This is a genomic window from Sphingobacterium composti (genome assembly GCF_009829075.1).
Taxonomy (GTDB): domain Bacteria; phylum Bacteroidota; class Bacteroidia; order Sphingobacteriales; family Sphingobacteriaceae; genus Sphingobacterium; species Sphingobacterium composti.
The window spans coordinates 15,310-29,095 of the sequence record NZ_WUQZ01000013.1; the positions used below are offsets into that span (position 1 = coordinate 15,310).

Sequence of the window (13,786 nt, forward strand, 5' to 3'; positions counted from 1 at the left end):
TTATTTCTAAGAAATAATATAAATTCACGATTATAATATTTAAATTTACTTGCTATCTTTGAGCAAGACTAATGAAAAACATGCATAAGCAAAACGAGATTAATATACTTATAGTGGAAGATCAACGAATTATCGTTGAAGGACTTACACTAATATTATCTAAAGTAGAGGGCTTTGGTAAAATCAGTTCTTGTTTGCATATTTATTCTTTATTGGAAACAATAGAAATTGAAAAGCCTGATGTAATCTTATTAGACTTTAATATGCCAATGGTTGATGGTATTCAATGTTTAAAAACCATCCTCTCAAAATATCCAAATCAAAAAATTATCATGCTTACGGGTTATGATGATACAGACCTTATTAGAGAAGCATTAAATCTAGGTGCTAAAGGTTATGTGCTAAAAAATATTGCCAAGCAAGAACTTGTCACGGCTATTCAAACAGTCTATAATGGTCAGAACTATTTAGACGAAAATGTTCAAAAAAAGGTTTTGGATGCATTTTTAACGAACGCTGACAATCACAAAGAAAAATTAACTAATCGTGAGATTAATTTATCTAATCGCGAAAGAGAAGTTCTTAAACTGATTGCAGAAGGTCAATCAAGCAGTAAAATTGCCAATTCTCTTTTTATAAGTGTGAATACAGTAGATACACATCGCAAAAATATTATGGCGAAGTGCGGTGTAAAAAAAATTACTGAATTAATAACCTTTGCTAATAAAAATAATCTTATTTAGATCTTACTAATTAAAACTACGTGATCTAAATACTGGATTCAAATGCCACTTGCCTCAAAACAATCTTTGTATAAATAATATTTTTAAAGAAAAGTACTTATATAGCTTTTTTAAGCATCCCCTAAACAAGTGATTTAATAAAATCACTTGTTTAGATGTTGTAAAATAAGCAAACTTATCGTCTATTTGTATAGTTGTTTATCCATATGATATACAGACAAGTAAATTTTGAAATTTAGATAGGTAGATAAATTTGATTGTAAGGAATTGGACTTTTAAAGTTAAGTTTTCCAAATCAATCAAACTAAGCCCCCTTTTAAAGTGTGTGATTTTTTTGGGGGGCTTTTCGAACTGAAGTTAATAATCCCAATTAATAATTTAATTCCTAAAGTAAAAAGGAGCAAACAGTTTGGTTGCTCCTTTATTATTTTGTTAACGTTATGTGCTAACTAATATGAGTTTTAAGATTATTTCATTTATACTTTAACAATCGTCCCATACAAATCAAAATCTTCGGCTCTATCTACCTTCACCCGTACAAAATCACCAATACGGGCATAGTTTTCTTTCGCATTCAATACGACCTCATTATCCACTTCAGGTGAATCATACTCTGTACGTCCTATAAAATAATCTCCATCTACTCTATCTACTAAAACTTTGAATTCTTTACCAACTTTGGTTTGATTAATATCGTATGAAATACCTTGTTGCACTTCCATTATAGCTTCAACACGCTCCTGCTTTACTTCTTCAGGAACATCATCTTGTAAGGTATGTGCATGTGTTTTTTCCTCATGGGAATACGTAAAACATCCCAAACGGTCAAAACGAGTTTCTTCTACCCATTCTAGCATTTCTTGGAAATCCTGCTCTGTCTCACCCGGGTAACCACAAATCAAAGTTGTACGCAAAGCAATATCAGGCACTTTATCACGAATCTTATTCACTAAGTCGATTTGCTTTTGCTTAGAAGTACCGCGACGCATAGATGTCAACATATTGTCGGAAATATGTTGCAATGGCATATCTAGGTAATTACAGATATTACTACGTTCATTCATAGCGTCCAATATGTCCATTGGAAAACCTGAAGGATATGCATATTGTAATCTAATCCACTCGATGCCATCTACATCCGAAAGGTGACGCAACAAATCCGAAAGATTACGTTTACCGTAAATATCCAAACCATAATACGTCAAATCTTGTGCGATAAGAATAAGCTCTTTCGTTCCATTAGAAGCCAAAAATTTAGCTTCTTTGACTAAATCATCAATAGATTTGGAAACATGCTTACCACGCATCAAAGGTATCGCACAGAATGAACATGGACGGTTACATCCTTCCGCAATTTTGAAGTACGAAAAATGAGAAGGCGTAGTCAATAGACGCTCACCTAACAGTTCGTGGCGATAATCAGCACCAATTGTAGATAATAATTCAGGCAGATCATTCGTTCCGAAATAAGCATCCACATTAGGAATTTCAGACTGCAATTCTGGCTTATAGCGCTCAGAAAGACAGCCCGTTACAATCACCTTATTTACTTTACCTTGGTCTTTAAGTTCTGAAAACTGCAAAATCGTATCAATAGATTCCTGTTTTGCGTTATCAATGAAACCACAAGTATTAATAACTACGATATCATTTGCTTGTATATTGTTCGATTCGTGTACGACATCAATTTGATTTCCTTTCAATTGACCCATCAACACTTCCGAATCGTGAATATTTTTCGAACATCCCAATGTAACTACGTTCACACGAGGTTTTGCTAAGACAGGTTCGAATTTACTATGTTTAGTTTTCATTATTATGATTGAATTGTGCGGATTAATGAATTAGTGCACAATTTATGTTTCAAAAAATTATTTTTAAGACAGATTTTCTTTCTTGAAAGGTAGTAAAAGTATCTTTCGTCATTACGACATAAAGGAGAAATCTAAACAGATGCGATTTCTCATTGCGTTACACTTCATTAGAATGACGGAGTAATTGGAGAGACTTATTCAAATATTATTTAAATAGCGACTCTACAAACTCACGTTTGTTGAAAAGCTGCAAATCACCTATCTTCTCTCCTACACCAATATATTTTACAGGAATTTTGAACTGATCTGAAATGCCAATTACAACACCACCTTTTGCTGTACCGTCCAATTTTGTCAATGCCAAAGCATTCACATCAGTTGCTTGTGTAAATTGTGTACATTGCTCGATTGCATTTTGACCAGTCGAAGCATCTAACACTAACAAAATCTCATGCGGAGCGCCAGGAACGACCTTCTGCATCACATTTTTGATTTTACCAAGCTCATTCATCAAGCCCACTTTATTATGCAGACGACCCGCAGTATCAATTATAGCTACATCATCACCATTCGAAACAGCCGACTGAATCGTATCAAAAGCTACTGAAGCCGGATCTGAACCCATCGCTTGCGCGACAACTCGTACACCTACTCTTTCGCCCCAAAGTTTGATTTGATCGACGGCAGCAGCTCTAAAAGTATCAGCAGCACCAAGTACAACCTTGTTTCCTGCTTCTTTCAGTTGATGCGCCAATTTGCCAATTGTAGTCGTCTTACCAACACCGTTCACCCCTACGACCATAATCACATAAGGTTTGTGATTGCTATATGCGAAGCTTTCAAAATCGTTACTATTGTTTTCTGCTAAAAGAGCTTGAATTTCCTCTTTCAATAGACGATTCAATTCATCTGTACCTACATACTTATCACGTGCAACACGCTCTTGGATTCTTTCTACAATTTTTAAAGTAGTCGTTACACCTACATCAGAAGTAACCAACACCTCTTCGAGATTGTCCAATACATCATCATCAATAGTAGATTTACCAACTACTGCCTTCGTAATTTTTGAAAAGAAACCTTCTTTAGTTTTCTCCAAACTTTTATCCAAAGCCTCTTGCGCTTCTGGCGCCTCTTGTTTCTTCTTGAAAAAATCAAATAAACCCATGAAATACTGGTGATAAGTAATGCTTAAAATTCAAGCTCAAATATACTGAAATCTTGCCATACTAAAAAAGCCCTTTCGGTGAGTATACCAAAACGGCTTTCAGTTTTTTTTAAAGAAAAACTTTAAAAAAGGAATATCTTGATTGCTTATTTTGAAGCTGCTGCAACAACATCTTTTACGTTGTCGTTGTGTACCATACTTTCTTTGAAAGTATAAGCTCCAGTTTTAGCAGATTTTGCAGTGATAATAACTTTTGTAAATTCTTTACCACCACCTTTTTGTAATGATGCTACCGCTTTCTTTGCCATGGTATTATGTTTTTATATTGAACCGCTTACACGAATTCAAAAATTAATTACTTAATTTCTTTATGAACAGTTACTTTTCTCAATACAGGGTTGAATTTTTTCAACTCTAAACGCTCTGTTGTGTTCTTTTTGTTTTTTGTAGTGATGTAACGTGACATCCCTGGAAGACCACTTTCTTTGTGTTCAGTACACTCTAAGATTACTTGTACTCTATTTCCTTTTTTAGCCATTGTTTTTACTTTGTTTAATCCTCACGGACTATTAGTTCATGAATATTTTTAAATTAACAGGCGGATTATCTATTAAACGTATCCTTTTTTGATAAATTTATTGATTACCGAAGTAATACCGTTTTTGTTAATTGTTTTAATTGCAGCCGTAGACACTTTCAAAGTGATCCAACGATCTTCTTCAGGAATGTAAAAACGTTTAGTTTGTAAATTAGGATAGAATTTACGTTTAGTCTTAACGTTCGAGTGAGATACGTTATTTCCTTTTAATGCCGTTTTGCCTGTTAAATCACAAATTCTTGACATGATTATTTATTTTTAATGTTGTCTATTTATACACCAATTCTCTTTTGCACTCTCTGCAAAGAGTTTGCAAATATCTAAATTTCTTTTGGAATCTACAACAATATGGGTAGAATTATTTTTAAAAATAATACAAAAAGGGTAGGAATAGGCAAATGTAGAGCTTTTAATATTTATCTCATATTGCTTTACTATAAAATAGTTATCAACAATTCACATTGTAGTTTCAAGAACATCATAAAATCTATCTTGTGTATACTAGCACAACTTAGTACTTTAGTCAAAAAATAGAGTAGGGGAAATCATGCTTCAGAAGACACGTGCGATTGCGTTAAAGGTTACAAATTATTCAGAAAATAGTGTAGTGGCACAGCTGTTTACAGAAGAGTTTGGACTACAATCGTACCTCATCAATGGCGCACGTAAACCCAAAGCCAAGATTCATATCAATATGCTGCAACCGCTACATCTACTTGATATGGTTGTCTATTACAAAGAATCTGGCGCATTACAACGGATTAAAGAAGCGACTTCTTCACCGGCTCTACAACAAATACCTTTGGATATTGCCAAGAGTTCAATCGCCCTCTTTTTGAACGAAATATTGTACAAAGTTTTAAAACAGCAACAACCCGAACCTCAACTTTTTGGATTTATCCAGCAATCTATTCTTTGGCTCGACCAAACGGAGAAACCTATACACAATTTCCATCTTTGCTTTTTGATGAAATTGAGTCGATTTTTGGGCTATATGCCTACAGCTTCAGAAAAGCATTTGGCGTATTTTGACTTGGTAGACGGCATATTTACCAACTTTGCTCCCGCACATACTTATACCTTACAGGAGCCACACACCCACATGTTTCATACGATACTAAATATTTCTTACGAAGAGTCGCATTTAATTCAAATGAAGCACGAAGACCGTATTTATTTATTGTCACAAATCATCAACTTCTATAAACTACATACCGAAAACTTCGGAACGGTAAATTCTCTACAAATTCTCGAGGAAATATTTCATTAGGCTTTACCAAATCGAAAAATATCTTATTTTTGATTAACAAAAAGTATTTTTTTAACTAATCGAACTTAATTATGGAATGGTATCTAAAGGTCGTAAGAGATAATTACGCCAACTTCAGCGGACGTGCCAGAAGAAAAGAATTTTGGATGTTCATATTATTCAATATTATTATTTCATGGGGTTTGTCTTTACTCGACAGTATGCTTGGTTTCACCTACCAAGCCGAGCCGGTCAATGTTCCAGGCATGGAATGGGTACAAAGCTATCAAAAAGGAGGGTATTTGAGTGGCTTTTATTCTCTTGCGGTATTAATCCCAACCATAGCTGTCGGTGTTAGGAGAATGCATGATATAGGCAAGTCAGGCTGGAATATTTTATGGTGGTTTGTTTGCTGTATTGGTTGGATAATCTTCATTTATTTATCTGTAAAAGAAGGAGATTCTGGATCTAATGAATATGGCGCGGATCCAAAAGGTGGTGAAAATAACGATCCTTTTGCAGATCAAAGAAATTCACACAATCCATTTACAAATAGTTAAATGCAATAAACTAAAAAAGCTCGAAATTAACGATTTCGAGCTTTTTTAACAATAAATATATTTAGAATCTATTAGATAACTTTTACATTTACCGCGTTAAGACCTTTACGACCTTGTTCTACTTCGTAAGATACGTCATCACCTTCACGAACTTTGTCAACTAATCCTGAAACGTGAACAAAAATTTCACTTTCACCTGAAGCTGGTACTATGAAACCGAAACCTTTGGTCTCATTAAAGAATTTTACTTTACCTTCTTGCATTACTGTATTAGATTTAATTTATATCTAAAGATATGATTTTAAAAATATTTTCCAAGATTATTTTTTGGACAAAGATTAAACATTGTGGCACTTTCTTTGTCTATGCGTTATAGTAAAAAATATTAATTTCAAACGATTTATGAAAAAATTACTAACAATAGCAGTGTTATTAGGAACTATAATAATGACAAACGCACAATCGAATAATATAGAATCATATCGCAAAGTAGCGACTAAAGGCTATGCTGAAAAAGAAGTAACACCAGACATTATTTATCTTTCTATTTCGCTTAAAGAATTCTATATGGATGGAAATATGAAAAAGAAAGTTTTTATTGAAACTATTGAAAAACAACTATTTGATGCAGCTATGGCTAATGGTGTTAAAAAAGAAGATTTCACCGTTCAAAATATTTATAGCTACAATTACGACAATAAGAAGAAGAACAATGAAATGCTTCAATCACGTCAATACCGCATCAAAGTAACGAACCTGAATGGTTTGAACGCTATGCTGGACAAAGTTGATCCACAAGGTTTGCAAAGTACTTCAATATCGGGCTATGACCATACACAGAAACGCGAAATAGAGAAAGAATTAAAAACTGCAGCGGTGAAAGATGCGCGCGAAAATGCTGAAATATTAGCCGCGGCCGACGGTGGCTCAGTAGGGAAGGTGTTAGTGATTAATGATAACAGCAATTTTAATTTTGCAGAGTTAATACCTCAACCTCGCATGTATGCGAAAACAGCAATGATGGATAGCGCAGGAGCAGAGTCAAATGAATTGTCGTTGGATATTCGCCCAATCAAATTGACTTGCTATATTGATGGTGTATTTGAATTGAAATAGATTGAAAGAGACTAACAAGCACCTTATACGCCAGAAGAGAGAAAAAGATTTTGCTTGGATAGAGCAGATATCTACGATTCTGGACAATAAATTTAGTATCGGAGGATTCAAGTTTGGCTTGGATCCTCTTTTGAATTTAATACCTTATGCAGGACAATTTGTGTCCTTCGGCATGTCAATTGTCCTCGTGATAATTATGCTACGCAATGGTGCGGGCTCCAAAGTAGCGGTCAAAATGCTTTTAAACGTATTATACGACGCTATAATGGGGGCTATTCCTTTGTTTGGTTATGTATTTGACTTTTTCAATAAAGCAAACAAAAAAAACGTTCGGTTACTCAAGGAACATTATTTTGAAGGCAAGCATCAAGGAAGTGCAAAAGGATTATTGATAACTATATTCATTATTATAGTATTTTTGTGTGTTGCTGTATTTTACTTTATGTGGCTGATAGCCGAATGGCTATTCACTGCATTGGGTAATTTATTCTAATACTCATTACATAAACTTTTTCCATGTCCAAAACGAGAATATTTGCGTTAGTGCTTATAGGAATAATGATTGGCGCGATATTGACCAATCCCAAGAAAGAAGAATTTGAATCTGCGGTAAAAGATAAAGCCAAATCTTTATTGAAGAGCCAGCTCAAATACGAAAACCAAGATGCTATAGAACTGGGTATGGCATTATTTGGAGATCGTGTTGTGCAAGAATTTGTGCAGAACAACGTGATTATTGAGAATTATTATTTATTCTCTTTGGTAAAAATAAGATGGCAAGGTGAAGACACGCCAATAGGAGGGGGAGCTTTTACCAAAGTTTGGCTGAGTCCAGAAATAGATAAAAAAGCAGATGAAATAGTGGGGTTACTTAAAAATCTATAATGCTCGAAATATTGTATAGAGACGAACATCTAATTGCTATCAACAAGCCACACGGATTATTAGTACATCGTTCTTCCATTGCAAATGATGCTTCGGAATTTGCGCTGCAATTATTGAGAGACCAAATAGGCCAGGCTGTTTACCCCGCGCATCGTCTTGATCGCAAAACTGGGGGAATATTATTGTTCTCCTTGGACAAAGAAACTGATCAAAAAACTCAATCTTTATTTCAAGACAAGAAAATGGACAAACGATATTTAGCCATATTAAGAGGCTATTGTCCAGAAGAAGGAACAATTGATTATCCATTATTAAAAGAAAATGGGACTTCGCAGGAAGCAATCACACATTACAAACGCATTGCCACCGCTGAGATACATGTTCCACAAGGAAAATTCCCTACATCGAGATATTCGCTTGTAGAAGCCAATCCTGAAACGGGTAGAATGCACCAACTCCGTAGGCATTTTGCTCATATTATGTATCCCATTATTGGCGATAGACCACATGGATGCAATAAGCAGAATAAAATGTGGAAGGAGAGATTTGAAATGGATACGATGATGTTGCATGCATCTGTATTGAAGTTTGTGCACCCATGGACTGATGAAAAAATAGAAATTAAAGCGAATATAAAATCAGAATTCAAACGGGTTTTGGAGATTTTAGGCATGCAATCAGATCCTGTGCGCTAAACGACGAATATTTTTCGTTTTTGCAAATGTATATAGGCAGAATTTATTATATTATTAAAAACAAGCCGTAAAATACCAACATATTAGCTATTTTTACAAAAACTTTTTATAGCATTTTGATGATGAAAAATACAGTTTTAACAGACCATCATATTTCTTTAGGAGCAAAGATGGTTCCTTTCGCAGGATTTAATATGCCTGTTCAATATTCTGGCATCAATGACGAACACGAAACTGTGCGTACAGCTGTGGGCGTATTTGATGTGAGTCACATGGGTGAATTTATATTGAAAGGGGAGAAAGCACTAGATCTAATCCAAAAAGTATCATCAAATGATGCTTCAAAGCTATACGACGGTAAAATTCAATATGCATACTTACCAAACGAAAATGGCGGCATAGTTGACGATTTTTTGACTTACAGAATTGACGATACTACATATTTATTAGTGGTAAATGCTTCTAATATCGAGAAAGACTGGAATTGGATCAGCAAATACAACACTTACGGTGTTGAGATGAAGGACATATCGGATGAGACTTCATTATTCGCTGTACAAGGACCTAAAGCGGCTCAAGCTTTACAAAGCCTTACGAGCATTGAATTAGCATCAATGGAATATTATTCATTTGCTAAAGGTACATTCGCTGGCGTAGAAAATGTTCTTGTTTCTGCAACAGGATATACAGGAGCTGGAGGTTTTGAAATCTATGTAGCAAATAAAGATGCTCAAAAAGTATGGGATGCTATTTTCGAAGCGGGCGCAGCATTTGGAATCAAACCAATAGGTTTAGGTGCACGTGATACGCTACGTCTTGAGATGGGATTCTGTCTATATGGAAACGACATTGATGACACGACATCGCCTTTAGCCGCTGGATTAGGTTGGGTAACTAAATTCACTAAAGATTTCGTGAACAGCGAAAACTTAAAAGCGGAGAAAGAAAATGGTACAGCACAAAAATTAGTAGGTTTTGAAATGATCGAAAGAGGTATTCCTCGTCATGATTACGAAATTGTTGATGCTGAAGGTAATGTAATCGGTCGTGTTACTTCTGGAACACAATCGCCAACACTTAAAAAATCTATAGGTTTGGGATATGTCAATACGGAATTCTCGAAAGCAGGAACTGAAATTTATATCAACATCCGTAACCAAAAAATAAAAGCGGAAGTGAAAAAAGGTCCTTTTGTGAAATAATCTAAAGGCAGAATATCATTAAAAAGGGTTAATCGCTATCGATTAACCCTTTTTACTTTTCTTAGCAACAGATTGCCTTTCTTCTTGCTTTTTGACAAAATCAGATTTTACATGTTTCAGTAAGACAACTTTCAAGTATATCAATACAATCGATATGGCTATAGCAAGACCTAGAATCAACATATTTCCACTTTGATAAGCGGAAATACCACTCATGACCAAAAAGATAATCCCAAGATTAAGTAAAAGATTAAGTATAAATTGTTTCTTCATCATCATTTAATTATTTAAATCTCCAATTACTTTTTTACGTAGTAATAAGAAATAAACTATTCCAGAAAAAATATTGAGCAGAATAATAAAAAACACTAATATCAAACGTTCGAGATTGGTAATACGTGTAGAAAGCAAAATTTCTCTCAACACTAAAAATACCCAAATCATCGAAACCAACAATGAAAAACTAAATAGGATAGGAGCAATACTAGCTTTTAATAAAAGTAGAATAGTAGCGCCTATATAAAACATGAGACTAAAATAAAACGCCTGCAAAGTCTGTGTGTGCCAGTTTTTCATCTCACAAAAGTACAAAATAAAAGAGAGACGATTTTCCGTCTCTCTGATTGATTCTTATTATTTGACGTCCTATTGATTAATACACGTCCAATTCTGGATCGATTTCTTCCTTCCACGCGAGTATGCCACCTTGCAAATTTGATAAGTTAGTATATCCTTGTTGTTCCAAAAGCATGACAGCTTGAGCACTACGCTTGCCCGAACGACATTGAATGATAACAGGTATATCTTTAGATACTTTATCTGACTCGATTAAAATTCCCGCTAACGGAATATTAAGACCATTAAGGTTTGACACTTCATATTCAAAAGGCTCGCGAACATCAATTAATTGAAATTCCTCGTTGCGATCCATCATATCTTTTAATTCTAGAACTGTAACTTCTTTCATGACTTTTTATTTTAATATCAAATATAATATTTCTCCAAAAGGAATCTGTATTAGTTATGCAATTTTCTTTTGCATAATGAAATCATCTAATACATAACCATAATAAGGGATATCCTCCTCTTCCACAACTGCAAAGCCCATCTTGTGATAAAAAGAAGTAGCGCTGTTTCCTCGGTTAACATTCAACTCTACAATAATCTTACCCATATTCAATGCTTCCATTATTGCAAAATCAATTAGTTTTTTTCCAAAACCTTTACCTTGGCATTCGGTTAATAGATATAACTTCTCTATTCTCAAAATGTTTTCATCCTTCTCACGCAAAGCCATAAAACCTACCGGTAAATTATCTGAATAAGCTAGAAAAAACTTTTGGTCTGCCTGCATGGATTCTTGCAGAGCAACCTCAGTATAGCTCTTTTCCAACATAAATACCATTTGAGATTCGCTCAATATGCCTGTATAAGTTGGAAAATAAATCCGATGCGCTAGTTGATGAATGATTATTGCATCGCCAAGTTCTGCTTTACGAATTTCTATCATATTATATAGATTCTCCTACGAAAACAAAATCATCTGTATTCATCTCTACTACCACAAATCCATCTTCAAACACTTCAAACACATTTTCCTTCAAGTGTCTCAAACCAGTAAAAGACTTTAATATGGAAATGTCTAGAAACATAATTTCACCCTTTGCTTTCCATTTTTCAAAATATGTCCTCACAACAGCGTAACGTACACCATTAGTAAAAACAACAATATTGATTCTATCAGCAAATTCAATAATAGTAGAATCCAATTCGCCTAACAGAATGTTTACGGCTTTATATTTATTTTCTATCAGATAGGACAATGTATCTTCCAAAAAATCTTTTTCCCGAGAAATAATCTTAATTTCCTCCTGAAAAATAGCTTCTATTCCTTGCTCATATAAAACATCAATCTTAATTCCCTGAGAAAGGAAATAATCTAGATTTTCAAAATTCGTAATAATAGTAGGGGACCACTCGAGTAGTTGCCCAAAATAGTCTTCAGGTAGAGCATTAAACTCTGCTACCAAAAGAGCAGGCTCTTGATTTTCACGAACAATATGATGAGAAGACATGAAAATTTATTTAGTCAATTTAGAATAAGCGATATAGGCCATCAAACCAATACTTAGCTCTAAAGCATCTTCATCAATATCAAAAGTAGGCGTGTGCACAGCAGACTGTATACCCTTTGCTTTATTACCTGTTCCTAAACGGTAAAAACAAGCATTAGCCACTTGAGAATAATAAGAGAAATCTTCAGCTGCAGGCCACAAATCTAGTTCAACAACATTCTCTTCTCCTAAATAATCTACCGCCGCCTCACGTGCCGCCGCTGTAGTCGAGGGTTCATTTACGAGGTATGGATAGCCTTTTCGTACTTCAAAGTCGCAAGTTGCATCCATGCTCTCAGCAATACCAACAGCTATTTTCACCATTTTTTCATGAGCTTTTGCACGCCATTCCTCATTGAATGTTCGGAATGTACCCTCTAGATAAACTTCATCAGGAATAATATTAGTCGCACCATTGCCAACGATTTTACCCCAAGAAAGTACTGTTGGAATACGAGGATCGGCATAGCGACTAACTACTTGCTGCAAAGCAGAAATGATTTGCGCTGTAATGGCGATAGGATCTATATTTTGGTGTGGTTGTGCGCCGTGTCCACCTTTTCCACGCACGGTCATGAATAACTCATCACAAGATGCCATATATTGTCCTGAACGGAATCCAACTTTACCAGCCTCGATGAATGGCATCACATGCTGACCAAAAATCGCTTCGGGAGTTGGGTTCTCTAAAACTCCTTCTTTGATCATAATCGAAGCTCCCCCAGGTAATCTTTCCTCTCCAGGTTGAAAAATAAACTTTATCTGTCCGCCAAAATGTGGTTTTAATTCATTTAAAATTCTTGCAACACCCAATAATGAGGATGTATGTACATCGTGACCACAAGCATGCATCACACCTACATTTTGAGAACCATAACTTCTACCTTCCACCTCAGTGATTGGTAAAGCATCCATATCCGCACGAAGAGCAATGACTTTGTCTGATGCCAGATCTCCTGTTATCAAACCTACAACTCCCGTGTTTGCCATAGATTCATAAGGAATACCCAATTTATCTAATTCAGACTTAACGAAAGCAGAAGTATTATATTCTTCGAAAGAAAGCTCAGGATTACGGTGTAGGTGGCGGCGGTTTTCAATCGTTTCGGAAAAGAATTTCTTTGCCAACTGTTTTATTTCATGCTTCATATTGGCTATATTTTTAATTGATTATTCCCAAACCCAAATATCTTCTTGGAAAATGAAGACACTTTTGTATAGGGAGCGGATGCTATTCATAAATTCGGTTGCCTGAGCTCTACTTCTAAAATCACCAACTTTTACTCTATAATTAGGTTCAGAGTAGCTGATGTACGTATCCATATCCGAAAATTGATTTTTGAATCTTGCTTGCATAGCATAGGCATCACTACGATTAGATCCAGCATATATTTGAACTCTAAATCCCTTTCGTTTTACGCGCGTGGCTTTAGATTTATCAACAGGCTTTGTCCCCAGACTAATGAGACGAGCTGTTGTAGGATTGATTTCATGTGCGGCTCTAAAGTTCTGCAACAAAGTAATAAGCGAATCTTGCTGAACAATCACACTATTACTTTCTTGACCTTTAGCTTGAATAAACATCAAGCAAATAGCACTTACTAAAATCAATCCCTTTTGATACAACATCTCTAATTTAAAC

The 13,786-nt window shown here is 35.0% G+C and carries 21 protein-coding genes; 8 read left to right on the forward strand and 13 right to left on the reverse strand.

Annotated elements, in window-relative coordinates:
- The first annotated feature begins 80 nt into the window (after positions 1-80).
- Entirely contained in the window at positions 81-743 is a 663-nt protein-coding gene (locus GOQ17_RS09725) for a response regulator (protein ID WP_159637161.1), read from the forward strand.
- Between the two features lie 476 nt (positions 744-1,219).
- Here GOQ17_RS09725 and rimO read toward each other — a convergent pair whose 3' ends face one another.
- The 5 genes from rimO to rpmB form a co-directional block, all read right to left on the reverse strand.
- Complete coding sequence (gene rimO, locus GOQ17_RS09730; protein ID WP_159637162.1) at positions 1,220-2,557, reverse strand: 30S ribosomal protein S12 methylthiotransferase RimO; 1,338 nt, start codon at positions 2,555-2,557, stop codon at positions 1,220-1,222.
- A 205-nt stretch (positions 2,558-2,762) separates the two neighbouring features.
- The gene (gene ftsY, locus GOQ17_RS09735) at positions 2,763-3,725 is read right to left on the reverse strand and encodes a signal recognition particle-docking protein FtsY (RefSeq protein WP_159637163.1); all 963 of its coding nucleotides are present in this window, start codon (positions 3,723-3,725) and stop codon (positions 2,763-2,765) included.
- A 146-nt stretch (positions 3,726-3,871) separates the two neighbouring features.
- Entirely contained in the window at positions 3,872-4,033 is a 162-nt protein-coding gene (locus GOQ17_RS09740) for a DUF4295 domain-containing protein (protein ID WP_149914076.1), read from the reverse strand.
- Between the two features lie 47 nt (positions 4,034-4,080).
- Positions 4,081-4,263: a 50S ribosomal protein L33 gene (rpmG, locus tag GOQ17_RS09745; RefSeq protein WP_002998409.1), complete on the reverse strand. Its 183-nt coding sequence runs from the start codon at positions 4,261-4,263 to the stop codon at positions 4,081-4,083.
- Between the two features lie 72 nt (positions 4,264-4,335).
- Positions 4,336-4,569 (reverse strand): 50S ribosomal protein L28, encoded by a 234-nt coding sequence (gene rpmB / locus GOQ17_RS09750; RefSeq protein WP_132778010.1) that lies wholly within the window; start codon positions 4,567-4,569, stop codon positions 4,336-4,338.
- 301 nt (positions 4,570-4,870) lie between these two features.
- On the opposite strand from rpmB, the gene recO reads away from it, so the two are divergent.
- A complete protein-coding gene (gene recO / locus GOQ17_RS09755) occupies positions 4,871-5,593 on the forward strand; it encodes a DNA repair protein RecO (protein ID WP_159637165.1) in 723 nt (240 codons plus the stop codon).
- 146 nt (positions 5,594-5,739) lie between these two features.
- Positions 5,740-6,132 carry a DUF805 domain-containing protein gene (locus GOQ17_RS09760; RefSeq protein WP_236537115.1) on the forward strand — a complete coding sequence of 131 codons (393 nt, stop codon included), beginning with the start codon at positions 5,740-5,742 and terminating at the stop codon, positions 6,130-6,132.
- Between the two features lie 71 nt (positions 6,133-6,203).
- On the opposite strand, the gene GOQ17_RS09765 is transcribed toward GOQ17_RS09760, so the two are convergent.
- On the reverse strand, positions 6,204-6,395 hold the full coding sequence (locus tag GOQ17_RS09765) for a cold-shock protein (RefSeq protein ID WP_132778007.1): 192 nt from the start codon (positions 6,393-6,395) through the stop codon (positions 6,204-6,206).
- A 139-nt stretch (positions 6,396-6,534) separates the two neighbouring features.
- Between GOQ17_RS09765 and GOQ17_RS09770 the strand changes: the two genes are divergently transcribed.
- The 5 genes from GOQ17_RS09770 to gcvT all read left to right on the forward strand — a co-directional run bounded on the left by GOQ17_RS09770 (position 6,535) and on the right by gcvT (position 10,030).
- Entirely contained in the window at positions 6,535-7,248 is a 714-nt protein-coding gene (locus GOQ17_RS09770) for an SIMPL domain-containing protein (protein ID WP_159637166.1), read from the forward strand.
- 1 nt (position 7,249) lies between these two features.
- A complete protein-coding gene (locus GOQ17_RS09775) occupies positions 7,250-7,741 on the forward strand; it encodes a DUF4112 domain-containing protein (protein WP_159637167.1) in 492 nt (163 codons plus the stop codon).
- Positions 7,742-7,764: 23 nt separating this feature from the next.
- A complete protein-coding gene (locus GOQ17_RS09780) occupies positions 7,765-8,133 on the forward strand; it encodes a hypothetical protein (protein ID WP_159637168.1) in 369 nt (122 codons plus the stop codon).
- Complete coding sequence (locus GOQ17_RS09785) at positions 8,133-8,828, forward strand: pseudouridine synthase (protein WP_159637169.1); 696 nt, start codon at positions 8,133-8,135, stop codon at positions 8,826-8,828. The genes GOQ17_RS09780 and GOQ17_RS09785 overlap by 1 nt, the downstream gene beginning before the upstream one ends.
- 122 nt (positions 8,829-8,950) lie before the next feature.
- Positions 8,951-10,030, forward strand: coding sequence for a glycine cleavage system aminomethyltransferase GcvT (gene gcvT / locus GOQ17_RS09790; protein ID WP_159637242.1), 1,080 nt, complete (start codon positions 8,951-8,953; stop codon positions 10,028-10,030).
- A gap of 42 nt (positions 10,031-10,072) precedes the next feature.
- On the opposite strand, the gene GOQ17_RS09795 is transcribed toward gcvT, so the two are convergent.
- From GOQ17_RS09795 to GOQ17_RS09825, 7 genes are all read right to left on the reverse strand, one after another.
- Complete coding sequence (locus GOQ17_RS09795; protein WP_159637171.1) at positions 10,073-10,309, reverse strand: DUF6358 family protein; 237 nt, start codon at positions 10,307-10,309, stop codon at positions 10,073-10,075.
- Entirely contained in the window at positions 10,310-10,606 is a 297-nt protein-coding gene (locus GOQ17_RS09800) for a hypothetical protein (protein ID WP_159637172.1), read from the reverse strand.
- Between the two features lie 76 nt (positions 10,607-10,682).
- Positions 10,683-10,997, reverse strand: coding sequence for a rhodanese-like domain-containing protein (locus tag GOQ17_RS09805; protein WP_159637173.1), 315 nt, complete (start codon positions 10,995-10,997; stop codon positions 10,683-10,685).
- A gap of 54 nt (positions 10,998-11,051) precedes the next feature.
- Positions 11,052-11,540 carry a GNAT family N-acetyltransferase gene (locus tag GOQ17_RS09810; protein ID WP_159637174.1) on the reverse strand — a complete coding sequence of 163 codons (489 nt, stop codon included), beginning with the start codon at positions 11,538-11,540 and terminating at the stop codon, positions 11,052-11,054.
- A gap of 1 nt (position 11,541) precedes the next feature.
- Positions 11,542-12,105 carry a thiamine pyrophosphokinase gene (locus tag GOQ17_RS09815; protein ID WP_159637175.1) on the reverse strand — a complete coding sequence of 188 codons (564 nt, stop codon included), beginning with the start codon at positions 12,103-12,105 and terminating at the stop codon, positions 11,542-11,544.
- Between the two features lie 6 nt (positions 12,106-12,111).
- A complete protein-coding gene (locus GOQ17_RS09820; protein ID WP_159637177.1) occupies positions 12,112-13,293 on the reverse strand; it encodes a M20 metallopeptidase family protein in 1,182 nt (393 codons plus the stop codon).
- A gap of 21 nt (positions 13,294-13,314) precedes the next feature.
- Positions 13,315-13,773 (reverse strand): SPOR domain-containing protein, encoded by a 459-nt coding sequence (locus GOQ17_RS09825; RefSeq protein ID WP_159637178.1) that lies wholly within the window; start codon positions 13,771-13,773, stop codon positions 13,315-13,317.
- Between the last annotated feature and the right edge of the window lie 13 nt (positions 13,774-13,786).

Bases quoted from the DNA above. Each gene is read 5' to 3' on its own strand.
- GOQ17_RS09820 (WP_159637177.1), bottom strand. From the start codon at position 13,293: ATGAAGCATGAAATAAAACAGTTGGCAAAGAAATTCTTTTCCGAAACG.
- ftsY (WP_159637163.1), bottom strand. From the start codon at position 3,725: ATGGGTTTATTTGATTTTTTCAAGAAGAAACAAGAGGCGCCAGAAGCG.
- rpmG (WP_002998409.1), bottom strand. From the start codon at position 4,263: ATGGCTAAAAAAGGAAATAGAGTACAAGTAATCTTAGAGTGTACTGAA.
- rimO (WP_159637162.1), bottom strand. From the start codon at position 2,557: ATGAAAACTAAACATAGTAAATTCGAACCTGTCTTAGCAAAACCTCGT.
- GOQ17_RS09825 (WP_159637178.1), bottom strand. From the start codon at position 13,773: ATGTTGTATCAAAAGGGATTGATTTTAGTAAGTGCTATTTGCTTGATG.
- GOQ17_RS09725 (WP_159637161.1), top strand. From the start codon at position 81: ATGCATAAGCAAAACGAGATTAATATACTTATAGTGGAAGATCAACGA.
- GOQ17_RS09805 (WP_159637173.1), bottom strand. From the start codon at position 10,997: ATGAAAGAAGTTACAGTTCTAGAATTAAAAGATATGATGGATCGCAAC.
- GOQ17_RS09810 (WP_159637174.1), bottom strand. From the start codon at position 11,540: ATGATAGAAATTCGTAAAGCAGAACTTGGCGATGCAATAATCATTCAT.
- GOQ17_RS09800 (WP_159637172.1), bottom strand. From the start codon at position 10,606: ATGAAAAACTGGCACACACAGACTTTGCAGGCGTTTTATTTTAGTCTC.
- GOQ17_RS09760 (WP_236537115.1), top strand. From the start codon at position 5,740: ATGTTCATATTATTCAATATTATTATTTCATGGGGTTTGTCTTTACTC.
- GOQ17_RS09770 (WP_159637166.1), top strand. From the start codon at position 6,535: ATGAAAAAATTACTAACAATAGCAGTGTTATTAGGAACTATAATAATG.
- GOQ17_RS09740 (WP_149914076.1), bottom strand. From the start codon at position 4,033: ATGGCAAAGAAAGCGGTAGCATCATTACAAAAAGGTGGTGGTAAAGAA.
- GOQ17_RS09780 (WP_159637168.1), top strand. From the start codon at position 7,765: ATGTCCAAAACGAGAATATTTGCGTTAGTGCTTATAGGAATAATGATT.
- GOQ17_RS09765 (WP_132778007.1), bottom strand. From the start codon at position 6,395: ATGCAAGAAGGTAAAGTAAAATTCTTTAATGAGACCAAAGGTTTCGGT.
- gcvT (WP_159637242.1), top strand. From the start codon at position 8,951: ATGAAAAATACAGTTTTAACAGACCATCATATTTCTTTAGGAGCAAAG.
- GOQ17_RS09785 (WP_159637169.1), top strand. From the start codon at position 8,133: ATGCTCGAAATATTGTATAGAGACGAACATCTAATTGCTATCAACAAG.
- rpmB (WP_132778010.1), bottom strand. From the start codon at position 4,569: ATGTCAAGAATTTGTGATTTAACAGGCAAAACGGCATTAAAAGGAAAT.
- recO (WP_159637165.1), top strand. From the start codon at position 4,871: ATGCTTCAGAAGACACGTGCGATTGCGTTAAAGGTTACAAATTATTCA.
- GOQ17_RS09795 (WP_159637171.1), bottom strand. From the start codon at position 10,309: ATGATGATGAAGAAACAATTTATACTTAATCTTTTACTTAATCTTGGG.
- GOQ17_RS09815 (WP_159637175.1), bottom strand. From the start codon at position 12,105: ATGTCTTCTCATCATATTGTTCGTGAAAATCAAGAGCCTGCTCTTTTG.